Origin of the sequence: Maridesulfovibrio sp., from assembly GCF_963676065.1 — a bacterium.
In the GTDB taxonomy this organism is placed as follows: Bacteria; Desulfobacterota; Desulfovibrionia; order Desulfovibrionales; family Desulfovibrionaceae; genus Maridesulfovibrio.
The window spans coordinates 1027242-1052855 of sequence record NZ_OY780933.1; the positions used below are offsets into that span (position 1 = coordinate 1027242).

General features: G+C 43.6%; 22 protein-coding genes and 1 pseudogene. 5 read left to right on the forward strand and 18 right to left on the reverse strand.

Features of this window, described 5'->3' with window-relative positions; translation table 11 throughout:
• Positions 1-48 precede the first annotated feature (48 nt).
• From ACKU35_RS04575 to ACKU35_RS04595, 5 genes are read left to right on the forward strand one after another with little or no spacing between them, the layout of a single operon-like run.
• Complete coding sequence (locus ACKU35_RS04575; RefSeq protein ID WP_319763584.1) at positions 49-570, forward strand: methyltransferase domain-containing protein; 522 nt, start codon at positions 49-51, stop codon at positions 568-570.
• A 46-nt stretch (positions 571-616) separates the two neighbouring features.
• Positions 617-1516 carry a sulfotransferase domain-containing protein gene (locus ACKU35_RS04580; RefSeq protein ID WP_319763586.1) on the forward strand — a complete coding sequence of 300 codons (900 nt, stop codon included), beginning with the start codon at positions 617-619 and terminating at the stop codon, positions 1514-1516.
• 20 nt (positions 1517-1536) lie between these two features.
• Positions 1537-2796 carry a DegT/DnrJ/EryC1/StrS family aminotransferase gene (locus ACKU35_RS04585; RefSeq protein ID WP_319763588.1) on the forward strand — a complete coding sequence of 420 codons (1260 nt, stop codon included), beginning with the start codon at positions 1537-1539 and terminating at the stop codon, positions 2794-2796.
• Complete coding sequence (locus ACKU35_RS04590; RefSeq protein ID WP_319763590.1) at positions 2796-4397, forward strand: GMC oxidoreductase; 1602 nt, start codon at positions 2796-2798, stop codon at positions 4395-4397. Before ACKU35_RS04585 ends, ACKU35_RS04590 begins: the two co-directional genes overlap by 1 nt.
• A 33-nt stretch (positions 4398-4430) precedes the next feature.
• Positions 4431-6101: a hypothetical protein gene (locus ACKU35_RS04595; protein WP_319763592.1), complete on the forward strand. Its 1671-nt coding sequence runs from the start codon at positions 4431-4433 to the stop codon at positions 6099-6101.
• A gap of 259 nt (positions 6102-6360) precedes the next feature.
• Here the strand turns inward: ACKU35_RS04595 and ACKU35_RS04600 are convergent.
• The 18 genes and pseudogenes from ACKU35_RS04600 to ACKU35_RS04685 form a co-directional block, all read right to left on the reverse strand.
• Positions 6361-7794: pseudogene (locus tag ACKU35_RS04600) on the reverse strand (IS1182 family transposase).
• 116 nt (positions 7795-7910) lie between these two features.
• Complete coding sequence (locus ACKU35_RS04605; RefSeq protein ID WP_319763594.1) at positions 7911-8906, reverse strand: Gfo/Idh/MocA family oxidoreductase; 996 nt, start codon at positions 8904-8906, stop codon at positions 7911-7913.
• 16 nt (positions 8907-8922) lie between these two features.
• Positions 8923-10035 (reverse strand): glycosyltransferase, encoded by a 1113-nt coding sequence (locus ACKU35_RS04610; protein ID WP_319763596.1) that lies wholly within the window; start codon positions 10033-10035, stop codon positions 8923-8925.
• Between the two features lie 29 nt (positions 10036-10064).
• Complete coding sequence (locus tag ACKU35_RS04615) at positions 10065-11033, reverse strand: ketoacyl-ACP synthase III (RefSeq protein WP_319763598.1); 969 nt, start codon at positions 11031-11033, stop codon at positions 10065-10067.
• On the reverse strand, positions 11026-11265 hold the full coding sequence (locus ACKU35_RS04620; protein ID WP_319763600.1) for a hypothetical protein: 240 nt from the start codon (positions 11263-11265) through the stop codon (positions 11026-11028). Before ACKU35_RS04620 ends, ACKU35_RS04615 begins: the two co-directional genes overlap by 8 nt.
• 78 nt (positions 11266-11343) lie before the next feature.
• On the reverse strand, positions 11344-12036 hold the full coding sequence (locus tag ACKU35_RS04625) for an SDR family oxidoreductase (RefSeq protein ID WP_319763602.1): 693 nt from the start codon (positions 12034-12036) through the stop codon (positions 11344-11346).
• Complete coding sequence (locus ACKU35_RS04630; protein ID WP_319763604.1) at positions 12033-13031, reverse strand: AAC(3) family N-acetyltransferase; 999 nt, start codon at positions 13029-13031, stop codon at positions 12033-12035. The genes ACKU35_RS04625 and ACKU35_RS04630 overlap by 4 nt, the downstream gene beginning before the upstream one ends.
• Before the next feature lie 97 nt (positions 13032-13128).
• Positions 13129-14550, reverse strand: coding sequence for a hypothetical protein (locus tag ACKU35_RS04635; protein ID WP_319763606.1), 1422 nt, complete (start codon positions 14548-14550; stop codon positions 13129-13131).
• A 123-nt stretch (positions 14551-14673) separates the two neighbouring features.
• Positions 14674-15699 carry a pseudaminic acid synthase gene (gene pseI, locus ACKU35_RS04640; RefSeq protein ID WP_319763608.1) on the reverse strand — a complete coding sequence of 342 codons (1026 nt, stop codon included), beginning with the start codon at positions 15697-15699 and terminating at the stop codon, positions 14674-14676.
• 15 nt (positions 15700-15714) lie between these two features.
• Positions 15715-16449, reverse strand: a complete 735-nt coding sequence (locus ACKU35_RS04645; protein ID WP_319763610.1) for a WbqC family protein — start codon at positions 16447-16449, stop codon at positions 15715-15717.
• Positions 16446-17534 (reverse strand): UDP-2,4-diacetamido-2,4,6-trideoxy-beta-L-altropyranose hydrolase, encoded by a 1089-nt coding sequence (gene pseG / locus ACKU35_RS04650; RefSeq protein WP_319763611.1) that lies wholly within the window; start codon positions 17532-17534, stop codon positions 16446-16448. The genes ACKU35_RS04645 and pseG overlap by 4 nt, the downstream gene beginning before the upstream one ends.
• Positions 17534-18289 (reverse strand): glycosyltransferase family protein, encoded by a 756-nt coding sequence (locus tag ACKU35_RS04655; RefSeq protein ID WP_319763613.1) that lies wholly within the window; start codon positions 18287-18289, stop codon positions 17534-17536. Before ACKU35_RS04655 ends, pseG begins: the two co-directional genes overlap by 1 nt.
• 12 nt (positions 18290-18301) lie before the next feature.
• Positions 18302-19627, reverse strand: coding sequence for an aminotransferase class III-fold pyridoxal phosphate-dependent enzyme (locus ACKU35_RS04660; RefSeq protein WP_319763614.1), 1326 nt, complete (start codon positions 19625-19627; stop codon positions 18302-18304).
• A gap of 91 nt (positions 19628-19718) precedes the next feature.
• On the reverse strand, positions 19719-20621 hold the full coding sequence (locus ACKU35_RS04665) for an aldo/keto reductase (protein WP_319763616.1): 903 nt from the start codon (positions 20619-20621) through the stop codon (positions 19719-19721).
• Positions 20622-21776: a UDP-4-amino-4,6-dideoxy-N-acetyl-beta-L-altrosamine transaminase gene (gene pseC / locus ACKU35_RS04670; protein ID WP_319763618.1), complete on the reverse strand. Its 1155-nt coding sequence runs from the start codon at positions 21774-21776 to the stop codon at positions 20622-20624.
• Between the two features lie 10 nt (positions 21777-21786).
• The gene (pseB, locus tag ACKU35_RS04675; protein WP_319763621.1) at positions 21787-22779 is read right to left on the reverse strand and encodes a UDP-N-acetylglucosamine 4,6-dehydratase (inverting); all 993 of its coding nucleotides are present in this window, start codon (positions 22777-22779) and stop codon (positions 21787-21789) included.
• Positions 22780-22847: 68 nt separating this feature from the next.
• Positions 22848-23891 (reverse strand): sulfotransferase domain-containing protein, encoded by a 1044-nt coding sequence (locus ACKU35_RS04680; RefSeq protein ID WP_319763623.1) that lies wholly within the window; start codon positions 23889-23891, stop codon positions 22848-22850.
• Entirely contained in the window at positions 23884-25602 is a 1719-nt protein-coding gene (locus tag ACKU35_RS04685) for an ATP-binding cassette domain-containing protein (RefSeq protein ID WP_319763624.1), read from the reverse strand. Before ACKU35_RS04685 ends, ACKU35_RS04680 begins: the two co-directional genes overlap by 8 nt.
• Positions 25603-25614: the final 12 nt, after the last annotated feature.

Genomic DNA, 25614 nt, shown 5'->3' on the forward strand with positions numbered 1-25614 from the left:
TTAATATGTGTGGCAATTGTTATGAAGGATATAGTTGGGCGAGTTTTAATGAATTGGCGCATAAAGGTTGTGTTGCCATTAGTTAAAGGCAATCTTCTTGATATTGGGTGCGGTACGAATGAATTTGTCAAAGCATATCGTAAGGCGCATCCTGACCGTGAATCCAAAGGTGTTGATGTTGAGCAGTGGGGTGGTGTTGATATTGTCGTCTCTGATTCTTCAGAGATTCCTTTAGATGATGAAAGTTTTGATACGATTACCTGTCTCGCCGCACTAAATTACGTACCAAATCGTGACAAATTCTTATTGGAAGTTAAACGAATTTTGGACAATGACGGTGTTTTTATCATTAGTATGATTCCGCCTAGTATAGCCAAAATATGGCATAGAATTCGCTCTCCTTGGGATGTTGTAAGTTTTTTTTCCAGAGGGATGAAATCACATGAGGAGTTCGGTTTCACTTCTGCTCAAGTTAGGGAACTTTTCAGAAAAGCGGGTCTTGATATTGTTTATGAAAAAAGATTTATGTTCGGGATCAATACCGCCTATGTCGCAAAGAAAATTTTTTGATGCAACTAATTCTGTTCCTCTTTAATGTTTAAGAAATGAGTTATGAATGAGTAAGCTGACCCCTGATTATATATGTATCGGAGCTGCCCGCTGTGCCACTACTTGGGTTTGGAGTCTCTTTAGTAAGTATTCAGAAGTGAGTCTAATCTGGCCTAAAGAGATTCATTTCTTCAATGATAACTTTGACCGTGGGATGAAATGGTATTCATCTCATTTTAAGGATCCCAATAGATTTATCAGAGTTGAAGTTGATGGTGTTTATTTTGCCGATGCAGCAGCAGCTTCCTCTAATATGAAAAAGACATGCCCTAATGTAAATGTATTTGCTATCTTAAGGAATCCTTTTGAAAGAGCTATAGATCATCTCGTCTTTAATTATTATAGGGATGCCCAAACAACAGATATCTCAATTGAGAACCTGCGTTCTCTAGCAACAAAGCACAAAGACGATAAATATTTAAAGGGCAGTTGCTACGGTTCATTGTTGCTTGAGTATAAAAAAAGTCTTTCTGCTGAGCAGGTGGCTTTATTTAATTTTGAAGATTTGCAAAACAGTCCTCGTGAATTTGCTGAAAATCTGCTTCGCTATGTTGGAGCTGGTTCAGAATATGAAATTACGGATGATATGTTAACTCCTTCCAATTCAGCCCGGCCTATCCGCTATAAATTTCTTTACAAACTTCTTCGGCAAGTAAAATTGTTTAGTGACAAGAATGCTTATTGTGCTGCTTTAATAAGTTTCTTTACCAAAAAAATCGGTGCATCATTGATCGATAAGCTGCTTGGGCCGCAAGATAAGAAGGATGAATATCCATTTTCAATAAATGAAGCATTCGTTGAGCTGTTTGGAAGTGATGCTGTTCAGTTAATTGAAAATGAGATGGAAATTTTAGAGCGTGAATTTGATTTCCCTGTTCCAGAAAATTGGAAATCTCTAACCAGCTAAAATCTCGTAGGTATTTCCCAATGGACATACGATCCCCTCAGCCAAGATTTCGCATTAATTCTCGGGTAAGTGATTATTTCAGCGTAGCCAAGTATCTGGCAAAACAGAAACTCGAAATAAATCACGACGATTGGCACAATCTAGAGCGCTACGTCGAAGAACTTACTGGTGCAAAGCATGCTATCTGTATGCCTCAGGCACGCGTCGGGATTCACTTGGCGATTTGCGAGGCAGTTCAGCCGGGGAAGGAGGTTATCCTCTCTCCTAACACAATTGCCGACGTGATCAATATGGTGGTCAGTGCCGGAGCTGTACCTGTTTTTTGCGATATTGATCCGGTTACAGGTAACCTTGACCCAGCCACTGCTGAAACTTTGATCACGGATAAAACTGCCGCTATAATGTGTACTCATCTTTATGGGCTGGTTGCGCCTATGGCTGAGTTGCAGGCGCTGGCGGAAAAGCACGGCCTGGCTTTGATTGAAGATTCCGCTCAGGCATTCGGTGCGCGCTATGACGGTAAATATGCAGGGGCTATCGGCGATTTCGGTGTGTTCAGCTTCGGAATGGCCAAGAACGTAACAGCTTTTTTCGGTGGCATGGTTCTGGTCAAAGAGGATGCCGCAGCTGAATCAATCCGTGCGCGTATTGCGCAATTTCCTGTGATGGACCGTACCAAATTCGGTAAGAAGGCTCTTTCCTGCTTCATAAAGGACACAGCGACCATGGATATCGTTTTTTCCCAGATGCTGTTTCCTTTATTTCGTATGGCTTACAGGAAAGATATCCGCGCTTTGACCAGTCTGATGGAAACAGAGCTTGATCTTTCTCTTAAATCAAACTTCCCTGAATCATACAAAGCCCGAATGACACCTGTACAGGCCCGCCTGATTCTTAAAAAAATGGATAAACTGGAGAGTGATTACGAGCACAGACTGCAATGTGCACGTATTTACCACGAAGGCCTTCAGGACCTGCCCAATCTTAAGATTCCACCGTTGCTGGAGGATGGTTCCCATGTCTATAACTACTATCCTGTCCAGCATAGCGATCGTGTGGGCCTGCGAGCGTTCATGATGGAAACTCGTCGCGATGCGGCTTTACAGCATATTAAGAATACGGCAGACCTTCCCGCTTTTCAAAATTGGTACCGGGATTGTCCTAACTGTCGTGAGTGGGCTGCGCAGACAATTATGCTGCCTAACTATGCCAAGTACAGGTTTTCTGAAGTTGAAAAGAATGTTGAAGCAATCCGCAAATTTTGTGAGCAGTCCGCGTAATGTCTGATTTTAGTGATGCTTATTGCGTTATAGGTTCCGGTTTATCCGGTGTTTCTGCCGCCCGGGGACTCATTGACGCAGGCAAAAAAGTTTTGATGCTTGATGTCGGTCTTGAGTTACCCAAAAAAAATGCTGAGCGGGTTGATGTACTCGCATCCAAGCCTGCGTGGAAATGGAAATCAAGTGAAAAGGACATCCTGACTGAAGGAGTTGAGGCTTCTGCTGGAGGAGTTAAGGAAAAGTTTCTGTTCGGTTCCAATTTTGCGAGCCGTGTGCTTGATCAGTTTCCACGCGAACTTATCGAAAGCAAATTTTATATGTCTTTCGCGCGAAATGGGCTCGGCAATATCTGGGGAGGAGGACTTCTTCCTGTGCATGCTGAAGACATGCGTGATTGGCCAATAACCCCTCAGGAGCTTGAACCTTATTACTCGAAAGTACTACGTTACGCGCCACTTTCAGGTAGAAGTGACAGTCTTGAAAAAACATATCCGCTATATTGCAAGCCCTCGTTTCACGCCCCTTCTAAGCAAGCCTCGGCTTTGCTCTCGAAACTGGAACGCAACGGGAGGAAACTCGAAGATTCCGGACTCAGTTTCGGTGCATCACGCCTTGCGGCAAGATTTCATGGTCGCAAAGAGGGATATGAATGTCAGTACTGCGGAATGTGTTTGCATGGTTGCCCCTACGGTATTGCCTACTCCGGTAGTGAAACACTGGATGAGTTGGAGCAGGATGGGAATTTTACTTACCAAAAGGGTTTTCTGGTCAAACGGCTCGAACCTGAAACTGATGGGGTCGTAATTTACGGCACTGACCCGAAGTCCGGACAGGCTCTGGAACCTGTGCGAGTGAAAAAGGCGTTTCTTGCAGCCGGGGTCTTCTCCACTACAAAGATTATGCTGGAAAGTTTAGGTATAAAAGAAAAGTCAGTTCGGGTGCTTAACAGTGACCAGTTTTATACCCCCTTATTTTCCATGCGGGGAATGCCGCGGGTAACCGAGGAAAGCTTGCATGCTATGTGTCAAATTTTTCTGATACTGCGAAATAAGGGCTTAAGCCCGTATACAATCCATTTTTCCCTATACACTTACAATCAACTCTACAAACAGGCTCTGGATGGCATTCTGGGGCCGACAGCAGGTCTTTTTTCACCTTTTGTGAAATTATTTTTGAGCAGATTGTTTTTTTCCATCAGTTATCTCCATTCCTCAGAATCTTCATATCTTGAGGCGAGGTTGAAAAATGATGCTCAGGGGACTATGGTCGTGAACTCCGTGGCTGCTCCTGAGGCAATTGATGTAATGAATCGGGGACGCATGCATTTGTTGAAGCTTTCGCCTTACACCGGCCTTGTTCCGGTTCTCGGCTACAAAGGGCAAAAAATTCCAGGAGCCGGAAATCACTCCGGGGGAAGTTTTCCGATGAAGCAAAACCCAAAGGGTCTCGAGACCGATAGCCTCGGAAGAGTTCCGGGCTTCAGCAATGTCCATCTGGTCGATGCCAGCATCCTTTCAAGTGTGCCAGCTACTTCGATCACCTTTTCCATAATGGCTAATGCGTTGCGTATTGCAGATTGTGTTGGGAATGATGAGAGATAGCACAATCTTTTTTTTGATCTATATGAGTAAAAAATGATAGAATGGAACCCTAATATGTTCAAAGATAATAAGTTTTTAAACTGCTCTGTTGTCGCTATTGCAGTTGCCTTTGTCACTTGTATAGGCTTTTTGAATGTTATGAGCATGATGGGCGTCTATGATATTGTCGACGGTGGCAACTATATAGCGGCCGGAGTGAGTTCTCTTTTAGAGAACAAATTAATGCCAATAGGTATCGAGTATCGACATTTTATAGCCGGTGATACTAATTTTCAGTCTTCATTGTATCCTGCACCACTGTTGCAGTTTTTTCTTGCTATAACCAGCGGGGGAGTGTGGGGGAACAATGTTACGTTCTCAAGTGCTGCTCTTTTTGCATGTATTCCAGTCTTTATTTTTAATTTTTTCTTTTTTTTGACAGCGAGAAAACATTGTAAAATATCTATACTCGGATCCTTAGGGCTTTTGTCTTTTTTTAATTTTACGCCGCTGGCATATTCAATTTATAGGCCCATTGGCGAGCCGTTCTTATTAGCAGCCGTATTTGTTGCTATTTTTTTAATTTTTGAAAATAGACATTTTTGGAGTGGTGCTACCCTTGCCATTGCATATTTTTTTAGAGTACAGGCTTTGCCATTTATCCCCAGCCTATTTTTCTTGTTTATTAAGGATAAAAAAAGACTTATAAAATACATGCTTGGGGCCCTTTTTTTCTTTGTATTAGGAAAACTCTTGTTGTTTACTTTTGGGCCTTATTCGTTGGGAGGGTCTGAAAAATTTTATTCACAAGCATACAATAACATAAGCCTCAATTTTGTCGATGGTTTTATTTATTTTGTAAAAAGCAGGCCTGCATTGCTTGTGTTGTTCTCCCTTAATTTCGTTATATTGTCCTTATGCAAGGATGATACGGTTAAAAAGATAAATTTATTATGTATTAATTGCTTTTGCGTAATGTTTTTATTCTTGTACTGTTACGCTCTTTTTAAGATTAAGCATGTCCCAGGCAGATATGTGGTTTATTATTTTCCTATTTCTACTTTGGGGGTGGCATCCTTTTGTCAATATTTTTTGTCTAACCATGGGAAAACTCACAAATTGATGCGAGTTCTTCCTAATTTTGGGTGGGGATGTTTGGCGATAATTGTGTGTGTTTATTGTCTGGGTTTCAATTTAAGTATAATCAGAATTAATTTGCAAATGGTTGATTCTGACCAAGTTTTTAATAGGTTGCCTGTTACTAAGGATGACATCGTCGCAGTGACTGACAAATCAATTCGTTCTCGTGTTTATTTTACCTTCATGAATAGAAATCTTGTTTGTTTTCAGGATTTTAAGAGGACTAAAAGCGAGAAAAAGAAGCCTAGGTCTATAATTAATGGACCAAGTTTTTTTGTTGGGGCTGACAATAGCGAAATTGACTATTTGTTTGTTGGAGGGCTATCTGATTCATGGCTAAAGTTCATAGAAGGGAAGGACGAGATTTCAGATAAATTTGGAAACCGATTTAAGCTTGTTGCTTCTAAAGTTGCTAAGCGGGAACTCTCTAAAACGATTGCATATAAGGTCTATAGTTTTTTATGTGTGTCTTTTCCTGAAGAGGAGAAGAATATCTATTCTTTTTTTAGAAAATTTGACCTGTTACCACGTGATTTTGAGATTGACCTCTATCATGTCTATAAGCGTGTTGTCTCAGGGGATTAGCTTCTTTAGAGATAAAAGCATATAACGTAAACATCGGGTCGACCTCTGTCGTATGGGCTCAATCTTTCAATTTTAGTTTCAAACAAAATTGGCATTGACTTCACATCCAAAGAAAACGGTACTTGCCGTTGGCACTAACTTGTGCAGGTTTACAGATTAATATAAAAAGTCCTCGCCAAGTGGCGAGGACTTTTCAGATTGCTGACTAACCCCGCTTTTTTTGAAAGCGGGGTTTTCTTACGTCCTTGTTCTGCTCAATTTAGTTTGAAAAACTTAAGTTTGGTCGATCAAAGCCCAAATTCGAAGTAAACCAGTGAACGGAGCTCTTTTTGAAGGCAAGAAGTTGAAAAATATCAGCAAATAAACGTGTTGCGCTCAGGATGAGCGCCATTTTCTTCATGTTTTGGCAAGCAGCGCAGAGAAGACTTTGTTCTTGAGCCTTCGAGAGGCCGCGCATTCGGGCGTAACGATGTCCGTGAAGCTCTTTTGCATCGGCAAAACTACGCTCAACAGTTTCTTTTCGACGTTTGTAAAGCTTTTTACCCCGAGGGCTGAGACGGTTTTGCGTCATTTGTTCTTTTGCATCTTCCCAAACATGGCGAGTCAACGTCTTTACACATTTCTGATTTGATGTACATTTTGAAAGTAATTCACAGTTTTTACAGAGAGTTGAATCAGAAGAATATTGTCTAAAACCTTCGCGAGCTGTTGTCTTATAATGAAGTTTGTGTCCTACCGGACAGACATAACAATCTGCTTCCGGGTTGTACTTGTACAACCTTTTTGCCATAAATCCCTTACGTTTATTTGGTCTGCGATAACTTATTGCACCAATAATTTTTCTGTCCACCAGGCCTTTACAGATGTGTGATGTAAAATACCCAGTATCAAGTCCAACTTCTTTTACATCAAAATCAAATTGCCGATCTAATCTGCCGAGATAAGGCCCACTGTCATGGGCTGCCAACTGTCAGTTATTATGTTGAATTTACCGTCTACAGTACGATGATCAAGATAGTAGAACCCTTTTGGTTTTCCTTCGCGGTACATGAATCCGCACTCAGGATCAGTGGTACTTTCTTTGATTCTTTTGACTGGAGTCGAGGATGGTTGTGGCTTTAAAGGCTTCTTTCCGTGGCTTCTTCGGTCTTCCTCCACGGCTTCATCGAGCTCTGACAGATATGATTTAGTATTGCCGCGTACTATCTTATCGATAAATTTTCGTTTGTTGGCATTAGCTTTGAGATGCGTTGAGTCTGTATAAAGTGTTTTGCCTTCGACCATTTTACGTTTCATAGCTTGCAAAACTATGTTGTCAAATATGTCTTGAGCAACTGAAGTTCCGTTAAAACGCCTTTTTCTGTTTTGACTTATAGTAGATGCATCTGGAATTTTGTCTTTGAGACCAAAACCAAGAAACCATCGATAAGCCATATTGACTTGTATTTCTTTGACAAGTTGTCTCTCACTGCGAATTCCAAATATATACCCAATAAATAACATCTTAAAAAGAACAACTGGGTCAATTGCTGGACGACCCTTGTTCTCACAGTAAAGATGCTTGGTCTTCTCTCGAATGAATGAAAAGTCGATAAACTTATTTTTTTTTCGAAGTAAATGGTTTTCAGGAACCAGCTCTTCAATTGTTACCAACTCAACAGTGACTTGCTTTTTGATCAGGCTTTTTTAACATACAAACAATATAAAAAAGTCCCCGCCAAAAGGCGAGGACTTTTTTAGCAATTTGAACCTTCTCGATAGAGCAGGTATAATTTTAGACCGTTAATGAGAATATGATCTAAGCCGGCGTTAGCGTTTACACTTACAATTTGTCCCGCAAGCAACAATCTTAAGGGCTAAGGTAAGTGATTCCAGACCATCCTCACCGGTTACGAGCGGGATGGAGTTGCTCCTGCAGCACTCGAGGAAAGACTCGATTTCGACCCGCAGAGGCTCTCTCTTTTCTACTCTGAACCTTGTGAAATCGCCTTCAGCGACACCGAATTTAGCCTTGAACCAGTCACTTTTGTTTTCGTTCTGTTCCGCAGCGTAGTTGGAGTTGAAGGTCAGGTTCTGGTTTAAATAATCTACTGTGAACATACCGTTTTGTCCGGTAATTGAAATTTCGCGGATTTTGGTAGGAGTAACCCAGTTTACGTCCAGAACTCCGAGAATGTTATTTTCAAAACGCAGGAGTCCGAAGACAATGTCTTCATTATTAGTGTTCATGACTTTGGAAACTTCAGCGGTCATGGTTTTGACATCTGATTGCGCTATATAACGCATCATATCGAGTTCATGCGTCGCTAAATCGCTCGCAACTCCAACATCAGTAATTCTTCCCGGATATGGGGACTGGCGACGAGAGTGAATGGTAAATATTTTACCAAGCTGCCCCTCTGCAAGTCGCTCTTTAAGCTGAGTGATAGCTGGGTTGAATCTTTCAATATGCCCAACCTGAAGAACTTTACCGCATTCTTTAGCCTTGGCGATCATCTGCTTTGCTTCTTCCACTGTTTTGGCGATAGGTTTTTCAACCATGACGTGGATACCTGCTTCAAGGCAGTCCATGGTAGCCTGCAGATGATGTTTAGTGGGCAGGGCAATGGTTATGGCATCGGGTTTTTCTTTCTCGATCAGCTCACGGTAATCGGTATAAATGTTACCACCATAAAGAGCCTTTAGTTTGGCCAGTTGTTCCGTATCCTTATCCGCGATTCCTACCAGAGTACACTCGGGAATATCCGAGTACAGGCGAACATGGTTCTGACCCATGCTTCCTGTACCGATAACTGCTACTTTCATATTTATATCCTCGTTATTAACTTTTTTGGATAGCTTTCGAATACCTGTCGGTCATCTGGGTCATAATTGTTTTCCAGCCATGATTTTCGGTCACCCATTTTTTGCTGGTCAGACCCTGCTGTTTTACAAATTCTTTGTCTTCGCATTGAACAATGCGCTCGTATATTTCTTTTTCAGTGAGGGCGTGCAGGATAGGGGCTGCTGTGCCGTATTCTGCACGGTTACGCTCTTCATCGAAGCTGGCGATTACAGGAGTTCCATGGGCCATAGCTTCGAGCGGAATCATTCCACCGGGAATTGGGTACGATAATCCGGTGAATTGATCAACAACTACGTCGCAGTCGTAAAAGGATTTGGCTAGTTCATAAGGGGTCATTTCTTCTTTCCAAGTGATAAATTCCCCGATACCCATATCTTTGATCATTTTGAGAGCTGCTTCAAGATCCCCGCCTCTTCGTAAGGCTATAAGTCGCGCTTTACCCCCATTACTGATATATTTGCCGAATGCCCGTAAAAAACGATCGTTGTTTTTGAAATAAACCTGTCCTTCCTCGGTGGGAGTGAAATGGAATCTGCTAGGCATGAAAAAGACAGTTTCACGATCCGGATTAACATCGTAATCTTTTGGGGCTGTTTCGCCTACTGGAAATTTGAGTACACTGCACCCTTTCAGTCCAATTTTTTCGGCCGCTTCAATGAGCGGGTCGTCGTGGTGATGGGCAACATGGGCTGCGTTTCTAAAATGTCTTCTGATTCTGATGCCGTTCAGTGTATTGGTCAGGGCTGCCTCTCTTAAATCACTGCCTGTAGCGTAGCCAAAGTAGGGAGTCCCTTTCAGGGTAAGAATCAGTTCGAGCGGGGGCAGCAGGGAGCAACACCAAGAGTGCACCAGATCGTATTCAGCAAGTTCCAGTCCGAGGGGGATTTGATTTAAAACCATTGCCAACGGATTCCGCGGATAGCGGTGAATCCATGAGGCATTAGTCTCATCTTCAAAACCATCCCATTGGATAGGTGTTACATCCATTTTTTCGTGTATGTACAGGTGCGCATCAACTCCCATTTTCCTTAGAAATGAGCAGTAAATGAAACCAAGATTGCACAGATTTCCTATGTGGGCTATTCTCATTATAAGTCCTGTGTCAGGGGCTATTTCGGCTAATAGTCAAACACTGCACCGCTCCAGCTCAGACCAATGCCGAAGCCGAAGATCATTATCTTCTGTCCTTTCTGCAGCCGTCCTTTCTCCGTCGCTCTTTTTATAGCAATAGGGATAGAGGATGAAGTCGTATTGCCTACTTCTTCAAGATCGATGACCATTTTCTCTTCTGGAATGTTCAGCTTTTTACCGATTGACTCCAATACAAAACGGCTGGCCTGATGAAATACGAAAAGATCGATATCATCAAGTTCAAGATCGGCCTTTTCAAGAAGCTTGCTTATTTCATCTGGAATTGTGCCAAGAGTAAAAAGGAAAACTCCATAACCGTCCATCTCAAACCGGGGAGCAGGTATTGGGTCTCCAGCTTTATTTTCGGTAACAACACTAATTCCTGAATTCTTGCATTTGATGGCCTGATTTCTGGACCCATCGGTTCCAAAGTGGAATACAGGTTTTTTTTCCGGTTTATCGATGATGCATGCGCTGGCGCCGTCTGAAAAAAGGACGAAGCATTTCGGATCATCAGGGCTGATTATTTTTGAATAGTTATCCGCCGTGACAAGAAGTACCCGCTTGGAAAGTCCGCTCTCAAGATAACTGTATGCAGTTGCGAGACTATAGCCGAAGCCGCTGCAGCCTAGATTGATGTCAAAGCATTTTGTAGACGTAGGCAGTTTCAATCTATCCTGCAGCATGGCCGAACAGTGCGGGAGCATCATGTCCGGGGTCTGGGTGCAGACGATGAGAGTGTCCGGGAGTTCTTCAAGACCTTCCAGAGCCTTACGTGCAGCCTTCTCCGCAATATCAAGCGTGCTTTCGTCTTTTGCCGCATGGTGGAGCAGGCGTACACCGGTCTTAGATAATTTGTCAGCAATTCCCCAGTCCGGTTTATCTTTATCGAGTTTAAGGCAGTCGATAGTCTGTTCCGGCAGGTAGTATTCAACTCTCTTGATGAAATCAGTCATCAAAAAGTCCGTGGTCTTTCAGGGTATCAATGATCGTCTGTACAGACAGAGCAATGGCGAGTTCAGGAATGTTCGCTGCTTTTCCACCGGTTTCCTGATCAATAAGCATGAGAATTTGCAATTGGGCGATGCTATCCCATTGTTCAAGGGTTTCAGAAGAGTCGTTAAGTGTAACAGGTTCTTTCTGATCCAGCGCTTCCTGAATGAGTTTGAGTACTTTATTTGTGTTCATATTTTTTGTGTTTGTTTTAGGTTATGGAAATGCACAATTCAGCTGAATTTGCAGCTTGCTGGTGCTGTTTAACAAATTTTAATTGTAGCCGCCGTCTATTGTTATTTCCGACCCGGAAAGAAAATCGGTTTTGATAATAAAATTGATGGCGTGGGAAATATCCGTGCATGAGCCGAAAGCCCCGCGCGGGATTCGTTTCATAATTTCCTGTTGCATTTTTTCATTGATGCTTCTGGTCAATCCGGAGTCAAAATACCCAAGAGTAAGGGTGTTGGCTGTTATGCCGAACCTGCCGTATTCATGGGCAAGGGTTTTGGTCATCGCAATCAGTCCTGCTTTGCTTGCGGCATAAGCAGCTGTCCCGGCAGGACAGTTGTGGGCAACAATGGATGAGGTGGATATGATTCTGCCCCATTTTGCTCGCATCATCACCGGAATCAGGGATTGTATCAGTCTTATCCCACTATTGAGGTTCAGGTTCATGGCCAAATCCCATTCGTCCTGAGTGTAGCTCATGAAAAGTTTGTCTATGGACACCGCAGACAGGTTCAGGAAAGTGACTTTACCCTTAAGCTTTGAAAAAATTGAACAAGCCGCTTCAATGGAGTCTTTGTCAGCTAGATCTAGCTCCAAGGAACTGAAGTTCGGGCTGGATTCAAATTCGGCCAGCTTTTCTATGGATGTTGTTGTGCCCAGTACTTTGTCAATTTTCAACAAGTCCGGTAGTAGCTGTTTGCCGATACTGCTTGATGCTCCGACGACTATTATCATGATTCCGGCCCCTTTACTGGATAGAGCGCATTATTGCGTTTGTCGAAAAATGCCAGTAAAATTAAAGGTTTTATCACATTTTTAAAAATTATGTTTTTTAACCTACTCGGTTCGGTATGCCAGTATCTTTTGCTTGCAACAAGGTCTTTCATTGTTGCAAGTTGTTTATTCAGGTCAAGAGTGTAAAAATCCAACTTGTTATCGAAAAGATGCTTTTGCGGCTGAGCATCCGTTCCTTTTAGAACTTTGTAATGGGCTTGAAAACGGGCAAAGGCGTCCGTTTCCTTAAAGGGGAGCAACTCTTCTTTCCCGTCGATCATTACACGGCACATGATAGGAATATCCAAGTCATGGAATCCAGGGGCATTTTTAGGAATGAACTGCTCCACATAATGATATGATACGGATGTAGGGTATACCCCAACTGAAAGTTCTTTTGCATTCAGATGATAAAGCCGGGCGACCGGTGAGTCCGGGGCGTAGCAGAAATCAGATTTATGATGGTCGGCTACCAGCCATGATGCATCCTTTCCCCATGCGACCAGAGAGTGGGTGGGATGGATGCTGCGGTATACATCAGGCTGTCTCCGGAAAAATTCACTGACTAGATTGAGGCGGTCTACTGTTTTATCCGGGTCGAATAAGGGATTCTCCGCCAGATACATGATCGGCCCTTTATCAAAGGTGTAGGAGGCCATGACGATATTGCCATCTTTGAAGTATTCCATAAGTGCTTTCAAGTAGGCTACAACTCCGCCTCTGAAGGCACTGGCTGCAGTCAGCGAGGTGCGGATGAAGATTGTGTCTGAAGGCTTAAGTCCTTGCTCTGCCAATGACGGGGCGATAATTGCAGGATCGATGCTACCGGTCTCAAAGGATTGATTATAGCCCCGCGACTGTTTGTAGCTGGCTTCTACAGCCGCTTTGCGGGCTCTTTGCGGGGTATATTTTTCGTAGGCCCAGTAGGCTAATTTTCTGTATAGTGATAAAAGCATATTTATTTTTCCGGTTTCAAATCCGTTAGGAAAAACTGAACGTAAAGTCAAATGTGCGACACAGCTATTCTGATACGATATAAGAAATGACTCAAAATTATTTGAGGATCCCTGATTCATATAGCGCAATCTCATCCTCAAGGGCCCGGGCCATAATTTCACCTACTCCTGTTCCTAATTCATGTGCTTCCGGCGTATCGAAATGGGGATGTGCATAAGTTGCCTGATGCATGGCGGCTAGGAATTTTATGCGTTCATCTTCGCTGTAGCTTATTTCCGCTAGCAAGTCCCAAAGTTGCTCAGGGGTTTCGCAGCGATAGGTGTTTTTGCAAATATTAAAGAAGGGTTTACCAAAACATATAACCGGGACACCTGTCGCAAGACTTTCCAGGCCGGGAGACGTTGCTGTCGCGACAATGACAGCTTCACTGCGCAAAATAAGATCCCTAGTTGGAAATGATTTGGGAAGCAGTACTACGTTTGGTAACAGACTGAGTTCCTTGTAAAATCTGGGTAGTCTGTTACCAAAGCATGCGGGATGCTCTTTAACTACTATTGTGTACCCATATTTGCCATGCATGGCGATCTGTTCAATAAGGTATTCCTGATCCGCGTATTCAGGAACCTGTGAACATGTACTGGCTTCAGGAGTCAACTGTAGGAAGTAGGATAGTATTTTCCCTTCGGGTAATGATTCAGTAAAATATTTAGTAGACCTTATCCGGTTGCTGATTTTCATCAGTGTAGGAACAAAAGAGTCTCCGGAACGTACCCTTTTGAATTTATCCAGAAGTTTCGCCGGAGTAATTTCCGGGATGATAGAGCCCATTTTAGCCTGATATGAATCGTATGGAGTGGCTGGCTTCTCCTGGTCGTAAATAGCTGCTGCTTTCTTGGCCCATTTGACAGATTCTTCAGATATTTTAGTGTGATTATATATGTACTCCAGTTTATGGCAATCCCTGCGTTGTCCAGTTGAGAGACGTAAGCGCATTTCGCCACCTAATGATTCAGCCATATGTTCAAATGCCTGCTTGATGATTCCTTTGCGGGCCATCCGATTGATAATCATTGTGTCAATTAAATCTAATGTTTCATAAAAAGCGTAATCAACGTTGTATTTTTTGACTAATTTAGAAATCATAGCGTAATCGAGAACTAACCTCTGGGGAATATAATCATTGAAGAAGGCGTGAATATGGCCTGCTCCGAAACGGCTTACGTATTTTCTGTAGAGCAGGTAGTTGATGTTGAACTCGTAACAATTGATTCCGAGTTTATCCTCAATGAGCGGTATTTCGGCTAATTGTTCAGGTGTAACCTTTTTACAGGCTTCTTGTAGTTCATCATAACTGAGATTTTTTTCAACAATGATACCTGAGATTTTTTTATAGCATTCAACGGATTCATTTGGCGCTAGAACCACAATTTTAAATTTATTTTTCAGGTTTTCAATTGTATCGATGAACATTGCATCGCGTCTTCCTCGTCCAAGGAAAAGAATTGTTGGTTTATTCATTAAGTTCACCCTAAAAATTTGTTTCGAGATGCGGACATGTTATCCGGTATTTATTTTTTTAGCCAGTAAGTTCAGTATAATATAGAGTTGTTCTGCTCTGTGTTTTTGTTCTTAATGTTGCCATTAAGAAATATGTTTCCACTCCAAAGGAGTACCCTTTTTGAGGTCTTTTTGAGCTTTTTGGCCCAAGACTTCAGAGTAATAACGGGTATGCAAACCATTAGCCGGCCTGACTGACCGAACGTTTTCCGGGGTGAATTTTTCTCCTCTGGCTATGTCTTCGGCGACAAACAGGGAGCGTCTAAATATTATGCTCTCTTTTTGCTTTTGAGTCAGGCTATACGAGATTGAGCCTATAGCCTTTTCCGTTACGCGGATGGAGTCGACGAGGTCTTTGAATTCGTGCGGTTCCAAGGAAAAGGACGAATCAGGACCTTCGTCAGCCCTTGAAAGGGTGAAATGTTTTTCAATGATTCGTGCTCCCATGGCTACCGCCGCAACTGAAACCGAGATTCCCATTGTATGGTCGGATAATCCTGACAGACAATTAAATGTCTGGGCCATGTGCGGAATCGTTGCGAGGTTCGTTTCTTCCGGGGGAGCGGGGTAGGCGGTGGTGCATTTCAGCAGAGCAATTTCAGGTGCCCCTGCATTCTTCAAAGTCGTCACCGCTTCTTCAATTTCAGAAAGGGTGCCCATTCCGGTTGAGACGAGAACCGGCTTCCCCGTGCTTCCGATTTTTTCGAGCAGGGGAATATCAACTAATTCACAGGACGCGACTTTATAAAGAGGGACGTTCAGTGTTTCAAGAAAGTCAACAGCACTTGCGTCAAAGGGGGATGAAAAGAATATGAGTCCTAATTCTTCAGCATAATCTTTGAGTTCTGCATGCCATTCCCACGGCGTATAAGCCTCTTTGTATAAGTCATGGAGGGTCATTCCTTCCCAGATGGTTCCCTTGATCTGGAAATACTCGTTGTTGCAGTCCAGAGTCAGGGTGTCGGCTGTATAGGTCTGTAGTTTTATGGCATCAGCCCCGGCTTCTTTAGCTGCCTTTATAATATCCAGAGCCCGCTGTTTATCCTGATTATGGTTTGCAGAAAGCTCCGCGATGATCAAAACTTTTCCTAAATTTTTAAAACTGAACATATGATCTCCGATTATTTATATGCCTTGAGCGGCCATTTCTTGCCAACTCAGCCATGATGTCGATTTTTCAATCAGTTCGGCTGTTGCCTGCGGACCTATGTTGAACAAGGCATCTGCAATGGAAAGGTGCGATATGAACTCCTGCGTATTGGACTGGGCGTATTGTCCTGGTTCATACTTGAGAAAAAAAGGAATTATGTCTGTTTTGTCCACAAAGTGATCCTCTTGCATATAGCTGAAAGAACCATATGCACTTAGATATTCCGTAGCATTTGTTGCTTTTAACAGATTAATTACTCGTTCGCTGCGGCGTCCATCAACGGTGAGGCTGGAAGAGTTTATGAATCTGGGCTCCCATCCTAGGTATTTGCTGACTTCTTTAATGAAAAAGATGTTTATCTCGGCGAGTGAGCCTTCCTGTTCCAGAGTCCTGCTGATGATTTCAAATACGGGTTTGAAGTAAGTGCTTTTCCCGTAATTCTGTTGGATTCTTTTGGCTGTTTTCACCCGCCAGTTTGTATCGTCAAAGGGGGACACCTCATTAATTTTTTTCTGGAAGGCCTCTTTTTTCTTAACCGTGACTGTATACCAGCCGGGGGTGTCAAAGTCGATCAGTAGCTTGTTGCGCTGGTGATGGCTTTGTATGGAGAATTGAAAATCATCCAAAAAAATAAATAAATCTGATGACTGAATGAGGGCAAAAAAGCCTTGCCATGGCAAAAATGCCGGTTGCATCATAGCTACTTTCATATATTGTCCTTTGGTGAAGGCACGGGACTGTTCAAAAAATCTACAATTCTTGCTGTTCCAAGCCCGTCGACAATTCGGGATGCTTTATCGATTAAAGCCTGCCGCAAATTATCGTCTCCGATGAGATTGTTAACGGCCTCAAAAATTCTTTCTTCTGACTCATCGTTCAGCTCTGCTGTATTGATTGCTGCCCCGTAATTGGCCAGCTCATTTGAAAAAGCGGATTGGTTTTCAGCAGTGACAGCAATTACCAGCGGTCTGGCAAGAGCGCATACTTCCAGACATGTTGAACCACCTGCACTTATAACTAAATCCTGTGCCGTAATAAGTTCAGCCATGTTTTGTACGTTGGAAAGCAGGTTGATCATTTGCTTTGACTGTTTTCCAAAATCATCCAGCGAATTTTTATGCGGGTTGGCCGGTCCGGCAACGACTGTGATATCCAGCTTTTCTTCAATTTTATCCAGCGCTTTGAGAGCTGTAAGTGAGACATTCTCCGCATCAGCTCCGCCCATTGTGATGAGAACCTTTCTTACGCCGGTCACAGTTCTATTCTTATCCTGCCCAGTTGATCTGAATTCCTTGCGTAGCAAAGCATACTCCGGCCCTGTCAGCAGTGCTGTTTTCCGGTCTACGGGGTAGTCAAATAACTCAGCTCCCGGATCGGGATTAAGTATAGCTGCTGCGAAATATTTCTCGTGGTGGCAATAGTCGTCAATTACCAGCAGATTCTGGAATGACTCCATTACCCTGCGCTGATACTCGTGATCGAGGAAGTAACCGTCTAAAACGATCCAGCTTCCCTCAGGTGCCGTGGCTGTCTGCTCAAGTAGGGTTGTCAGGTCGATGGAAGATTCCGGGTATGAGGCCTCAAGCTCAACCATGTCTACTGCAAAACTTTTGATCCTTTCCTTGATGGGATCGCCTTCGATTTTACCGACGAGTACGGCTTTCCCCCCCCTACCAATCCATTCATCAGCTAAGGCAAGGCAGCGCATAACATGGCCGATGCCGATCCTAGGATCGGCATCGGCTCTGATTATCAGCTCTTTGTCTTTTAGTGAGGCTGTCGTCGGCGCAAACACTATTCCATCTCTTCAGCTAGCGACTTGGCTAGCCCTTCATTGCGGTTGATGTGTGAATTTACGGCTGTTATTTCGGGATTATTCCTGATCATGTTGACCGCATCCATCATGCGGAAATCCTGTTTTACAGGCAGAAGCCGTTCTATGATTGCTTTGACCGCTTCAAAATCTTCCGCATTATCCACTGTCCATCGTAGGGATGAATAGTCGGTGCCGTTAAGCCATGACCCTATTTTGAACATCTCCGGATGGTCGCAGACAAACAGGGTTACATGTTCGCGATGTGAGGGACGTTCAGCCTTTGCATGAGCTTCTTCCAAAGTTTTGAAGCTAAGGATCTCTGCATCAAGACCATCCGGCAGAGTCGGTTCTTCGCAATTGGAGGCAAAGTCGAATTTCCCGTTGAAATAAAAGTCTGCCAACTGGTCCAGAAGGTCCGGGTCAATCAACGGACAGTCTCCGGTCAAGCGCATGATGTGCTCACCACCATATTGCTTTGCCGCCTGATAGAACCTGCCTAAAACATCGTCTTCCGAACCTCTGAATACTTTCACCCCTAATTCTCTGCCCAGCTTTTCAGTAGGGTCATCCTCAGGGTTATCGGTAGTGGCAAGAACAACGGAATCAACGCACTCTGCAGCCAACGTCCTTTCGATCATCAGTTGCAGAAGCGGTTTTCCCATGACTTCCATGAGTATCTTTCCGGGCAGGCGGGAAGATGTCATTCGGGCTTGTATGATGGCCGTAACTTTCATTACAGGTCTCCGTTACGAGAGTCTTTTGAAACCGGCCACAGAGGGATTGCCTTTCAATCGGGAGGTAACGTCACCCTTGTCCATGGCTTCTCTAATTAGCTTGAAACCTGAATCACAGGCTTCAAGATATGTATCAATATGTTCCTGAGTATGGGTGTGCATGATATAGCAGAGGTTTGAGGCCAGAAAACCTTTATCAAGCATGTGTTGGATGAATAAAGCTTTCAACGAGAGGAAGTCCGGATGTTCAATTGAAAAGTGGCTCATGGCTTCCATGCCGCCGACATGTAAGTCGAAACCGTATTTGTCTCCCAGCTTTTTCCAGCCCTGCATTACTTGGGTACCCATTGATACAAGATGGTCGGCAACATTTTCTCTTTTGTGTTTTCTGATTGTGGCCAGAGCTGCTGCGGGGCCGATTCTTTCAGTCCAGTTGGTGGAACTGATGAAGGTCTTCTGCGCAGCCTGCATGACTGATTCACGGCCGATAACAGCAGAAATGGCGTATCCGTTGCCAAGAGCTTTGGAGAAGACTGCCATGTCTGGCGAAACCTTGTGTTTCACTAGATGCGCTCCTCCTGTGGTGTAGCGGAATCCTGCGGAAATTTCGTCCATGATCAGGACGGCACCTTCTTCGTCAGCTATTTTCCTGACCGCTTCGATAAAACCCGGTTCAGGGTCGCAGCTGCGCAGGGGTTCCATGACGATAACGCCGAGTTTGCCTTTGTTCTTGGCTACAATCTCTTCAAGTTCTTCGATTTTGTTATAGCAGAACGGGTATGAACTTCCGGTAAGGCCTTTGGGGACACCCGCAGGGTTGAGTCCTGAAATAAGATGTTCGCCCAAAGCGTTTTCTGTGCCGAGGTTGGCTGCCAGATACCAATCATGCCAGCCGTGGTAACCACAGAAAGCAACAACGTCTTTTCCTGAGGATGCTCTGGCAATCCTTACAGCCATGGCCATTGCTTCGCCTCCCGAGCGGGAGTAGCGGACCATATCTGCCCAAGGGTGCAGGTCGCATAGCTTTTCGGCAAGTTCCACTTCTTCGTAACAGTTCAATGAAGATGCAACACCGTTCGCAATGGCTGATTTGACGGCGTCATCAACTTCCTGATCAGCATATCCGAGAACACAGGCTCCGATTCCGGCAATGCTCATGTCCAGATATTCGTTATTGTCAAGATCCCATACTTTAGCACCTTCGGATTTGCTGTAGTATGCGGGCCAGACGTTCAAGGAAAACATGTCCGGTCGCTTCGAAAGAAGCTGACACATGCCGGGAATTTTGTTTATTGCCTTTTTTTGAGCTGAAAGAGATTCTGATAGTTTGTTATTCATGATTACATTCCTAAAACCGCTGTGTGGCGGGTCGTTAATTGGAAAATTTATGATATTTACTCAAATATTTAGACGGTTAACCCCGGGGTAATCAAGTCCCCCATAAAACCGGGTTAAGAATTTTTTCGGGAACGGTTGAAAAAGTCCTTTTTATCTTTCCAACCAGTTCCTCCGTAAATTCACAATTAAAATGGGCGATATTTTCATTCATCTGTTCCGGAAGCTCCGCTCCAGTGAGAATTTTAGCCTGCGGGTAAGCTTTTGCTGCATATCCAAGGGCCAGTTCCTGAATGGAAAGCCCGGATTCTCTGACTAGTCCGTCCAATTTTTCAAGGTATGGAGCAGCAAAACTCATGTATTTAGGAAGGGTTGTCTCATCCATGAACATCAATCCCTGCAAAAAAACACTGCGAACGTAAATGGTCTTTCCGCTATCGATAGCTTTTTCAAATACCCCTGAATTTTCAAAACGGCGGTCAAAAATATTTGAAGGCAGCTGAATTAGTTCTATCCCGTTAGTTTCTACGGCGCGAACTGCGTCTTCCGGAGAATAGACGGAAACACCGATTTTTTGTGCAAGTCCGCGCGCGCGTAGTTCTTCTGTCTGTTCCTTAAGCCCCTTATCCCAAATTTCCAGATAATCCGCTTTATGGAACATATAGCCGTATATGGATTCCATGTTCAGATTTTCCAGAGTCTGGTTCATAGCGCTGAGCAGACTTCCCGGTTCAGTAAAGGAAAGCTCGGGGCTGGGTTTGCTGATGACTTTGGCTTTAGCGGTAAGCCCTAGATTCTTCAGGCTTTTGCCGAGCACAATTTCACTCTCTCCGTATGCCTGAGCGGTATCAAATTCACATCCACTATTCTGCCATGCGGCTTCGACAATAGCATCGGCCATTTTTTGGTCCGGCTGACCTGCATCGTTGGCTATGCCGTATGACATTCCGAGTTGTGCTGTCCCCAGTACCAAGCGGGAAAGATCATTTTTCGACATTTATCTAACACTCACTTCAGTAAGGGCTGCTTTAACCGTTTCAACAACTCTCATTACATCTTCATTTTTCATGAGCGGGAACATGGGTAGTGAGATTAGCCCGTCATATGCATTTTCCGCTACAGGGCATAAACCCTCGTGAGTTCCGAAGGTTTCTTTGTAGTAAGGATGCAGATGAACCGGTATATAGTGGACCTGTACTCCGAGACCGTGTTCGCGCAGGTAGTCGAAAACAGCTTTACGCTTGTCGCTGCGGTTTTCTCCTTCCAGATTGATCACGTAAAGATGGTAAGCATGCTTCGCAGCCTTCAATTTGCCGAGGGGGCTGAGTCCGTCCAGTACGGCAAATTCTTTATCGTACATAGCGGCAATTTCGCGTCTTCTGGCAACCCATTCAGGCAGTCTGGAAAGCTGGCTCAGGCCCAGTGCGCACTGAAAGTCAGTGATGCGATAGTTGAAGCCGAGGTCCTGCATTTCGTAGAACCAGCCATCGCGCTGTCTGAAATCTGCGGTGATGCCGTGGTTTCTGAATATACGCATGCGTCTGTCGTATTCGGAGTTGTCTGTCACCGCCATGCCGCCTTCACCGGTGGTCATGTGCTTGACCGGATGAAAGCTGTACAGGGTGATATCGGCTAGTGATCCGACTTTTTCCCCGTTCAGACTTCCACCAATGGAGTGGCATCCGTCTGCAGCAAGGAAAAGTCCGTGCTTATCAGCTATCCGCCTAAGGGCGGCGTAGTCGCAGGGCTGGCCAGCGTAGTCCACCGCTATGATCCCTTTGGTCTCGGGCGTAATCTTCTTTTCCACTTCAGCAGGATCAATGAGCAGGGTCTCAGGATCAACATCTGCGAAAACAGGGGTTGCGCCCATATAAGCAACACAGTTGGCAGAGGCCGCAAAAGTCATTGGCGGAACAATTACCTCATCACCCTTTTGGAGATCAAAAGCGTACATAGCACAGTGCAGAGCGGCTGTTCCGCTGTTGACGGCTACGCCATGAGCAGCACCGGACATTCTGGCGACGGCTTGCTCGAATTCAGCTACCTTGGGACCGGTTGTCAGCCAGCCAGAGGTCAGGGCGTCAGTAACGGCCTTTAGATCCTGTTCGTCAATAGACTGCCGGCCATAGGGAATATTTTTGGGGGTGCCCATTTAAGTATGCCTATTTGTCTATCTTAAGTGTTGAAACCATTTCGACTAAACCATTTTCATCAACCCAATCCACATTGCTGTCGGAAGTGTATTGAAATCCCTCTGCTACCGGAGTTCCACCGATCATTTCAGCATGCGGAGCCATGAACTGGGAGTCCGGTTTAATCACGTAATAACCGTCAAACTCAGCAGTATTGCGGGCATCGTCTGCGGAGATCATCATCTCATGGAGTTTTTCACCTGGACGGATACCAATAACTTTTTGCTCACAATCCGGGCCCATAGCTTTGGCAAGATCAGTAATTTTCATACTCGGAATTTTTTGTACGAAAATTTCGCCACCGATCATTTTTTCAAAACCGTCCAGAACGAATTGCACTGCATCTTCAAGAGTGGTCCAGAAACGTGTCATGCGCGGATCGGTGATGGTTAGGGTGCCGGTTGCTTTTTGTTTCAGGAACAGGGGAATAACACTGCCTCGGCTGCCAACAACATTGCCGTAGCGGACAACACTGAATTTGGTGTCCCCGGAAGCGGCATAAAGGTTACCGGCTACAAAGAGCTTGTCGGAGCAGAGCTTGGTAGCACCGTATAGGTTGACCGGGCTGACTGCTTTGTCCGTACTGAGCGCGATTACTTTTTTTACACCGACATCAATGGCGGTGTTGATGAGGTTCTGGGCACCGATAATGTTTGTCTTAATAGCTTCAAAAGGATTGTACTCGGAAGCGGGAACCTGTTTCATCGCTGCCGCGTGAATCACGTAGTCAACGTCTCGGAAAGCACGGTAAAGTCTTTCCTTGTCGCGTACATCACCGATAAAATACCGCATACAGGGGAATTCTGTGTCGGAAAATTTGCGTGACATTTCGTATTGTTTGAATTCATCACGGCTGTATATGATCAGTCTTTTCGGAGAGTATTTTTCCAATATCATCTTTGTGCATTTGTGCCCGAAAGAACCTGTACCGCCGGTGATCAGAATACTTTTTCCATTAAACATTATATTTTCCTCTAGGAATAGGAATTTGAAGGTTAATTTTAGGTAAGGACCTAGTTAAAGATGTAAAATTAATAATAGCCATATTTTTTCAGATTCAGTCCGAGCCGATTGTCAAGTTCTTTATTTGAGGAACTGTGCATCTCCATTATTTTTTCATGTACGTCCTGAGAGATGAAGTTACCTCTCTTCTTGTCTATCAGATTAAAAATTTTAATGAAGTTACGCGCATTCAACCTATCGGAGAAGTTACGGATGCTGTTAAGTACTTTCCCTTCACCCATTGAGTATGGCGGGAGAAGAGGCCAGAGTGGATTCTGTATCAGGACGGGTAAGCCGTTTCTCTGGTTGTTAGTCAGTCTGTTCAGGACCCGGAGAACTTTTAGGGCCGTCAGTGAATTGCTCTTATTCACTTTTTTGCGATGATTAACTTCCACTTTGGAAATATTCATGAATTTGTTAAATTCGCGGAAAAATGAATTTGGGTTTTCCCGGAGCATTTCGTATGGCAGAATCAGGATGTTTTCTTTAGGAAAAATTGCGCACAGTTGTTTATAAATATTCAGCCAGTTATAAGTTTTGACTTCGATGTTGTACTTGGCATCGGGGTAGTATGCTCCAAAATTACCATTAGCATATCTTAAGAAATAGTTGAGCGAGGAGAAATGTCCGTTCACTAACGACTGTTTATAAAGACTTTCTAGAAAGGATCCTTGTTGTCTAATGGTAAGAATAATTTTAGTGTTATCGCCGAAAACTTTTTTTAAGACCTGCATGGTGTTGGGTAGTTGTAGCAGGTTAGCGTAAACATTAAAGAAACCTTCATCGCTGATAATAAATTTTTTTGATTCCGGTACAGGCTTCCCTAATGCAGTGGAAACGTATTCTATATATTCATCAAGATCCTGCGCTGAACTATCTAAAGCCGTGTAGTTTGTATACGCCAGATTACCTATATATTTTTTGTATCGTGAGGTCTCAACAGCAGCTACGTCTTTTCCTAAATGCAAGGCTTCAGTAATGTATGGAAAATATTCTTCTTGCAGAAATGTGCTAGCTGTTTTAGGGGCGCCTATATGAATAAAGAATTCTTTTTCTTTTTTGTTGTCAGCCATGGTCTTCTCCCATATCTCGGTTGCTTCTGTGTTTAAACGCTGTCTTATTCTTTATTACAAATGTCTTGTCACATTTTTCGATGGTGGAAAGCCTGTGGGCAATAATAATCAGGGTCTTACCTTCACAGACATTGAAAATATGCTGCATTATCCTTTCCTCGGTCTTTTTATCCAAAGCCGATGTTGCTTCGTCAAGGACAAGTAAGTCTGGGTTACCGTAAATTGCCCTTGCGATTGCAATTCTCTGCTTTTGTCCCCCAGATAGAAGGGCTCCTCCTTCTCCAACCTGCGTGTTGATGCCCTCATGTTTATTGATAAAATCTGTTAGCTCCGCCTTTTCAAGAGCTGCTTTGACTTTTTGTTCATCAAGCTCACGGCCAAACGCAACATTGTCCGCAATTGATGAGTCGAAAAGGTATATTTCTTGAGGGATGTATCCGATTTTGCTGCGCCAGGAGAGAAGATTGGCCTTGGAAAGTTTGGTCTTATCTACCATTATTTCTCCGGTGAAGGAGGTGTACATTCCAATTATAATATCTGCTAGTGTGCTTTTGCCTGCTCCGCTTTCACCAATGAATGCTATCTTTTCACCTTTGCGGATTGTCATATTCACATTTTCCAGTACAAGATTTTTATCGTATCCGAAGGAGATGTCTTTTAGGGTGAGACTCCCGTTGAAGTTAACTGGATCATCGCCGAGTTTATGGATGTCCATGTGGTAGTCTTTATTAACCGTTTCCAGAGATTTATTATAAAAAATCATATTGTTGTAGCTGCTCATAATTTTGTTTGCTGAAGGCAGTAAACGGTACATTGCCAGAGCATAGAGAGTCAGCATCGGGATAATCTGCTGGATGTTTAAGTTGAAGTACAGAGCCCCGATCATAGCGGAGATCAACATGGAAAAACCGATAAATTCTAACGAAAGACGAGGAATTGATATATATGCATTGCTCATAACAAAAGCATCAGCAAGTCCTCTGCTGGTAACCCATAAGGAGTTTATAGTTGCCTTCTCGCAGGAGAGGAGCTTAATTGTTTTTAAGTTACCGAATGCTTCATTTATAATCCTGTAAAATTTTTGCTGATAGTCATTTCGTTTATCTCCTTCTTTTTCTATAAGTGGAGATATTGTCTTAACAAGTATAATAACCATAAGGGCTAGAAATACCGTCACAGCAAGAGTCGCTTTATAATTTATAAATAGCAACGTGCCATAAATCAGCGTTGTAACAAGAAGTTCGGAAATTAAAAGCAGTAATGCATTATAGTAGTTTCCTGCATACAGAGCCTCTGTGACCATATTTTGAGTCAGGTCTGAAGAGTTCCGTTTGAGCATATCCTGATACCGGATGTGCATATAATTTGAAAAAAGTTTACTGGCAGAGGTGTGAAAAATATACTTGCCGAATTTTTGAATTAAGTAAGCATATGCCAGATTCATAAACCCTCTGACAAAATAAAATGCAATTAATACTGCCCCGAAGAAGATGATGAAATTTTTTTCACTTGTGCAATTAAAGAACGTATAGACATAGTTGTAGTATTCATTGCTACGAACAAGATCAAAATCATTTGCAAGAGAAATGAAAGGTAGAATAGCAGATATCCCTACTGTTTCTATGCATGAGATAATTATTGCAAGAAGCAGCAGAAGAATCATTTCCCTTTTTTGAGCGGGAGTTAAAATTGAAGTTGGAATATGATACATTTTTGCTGGTAG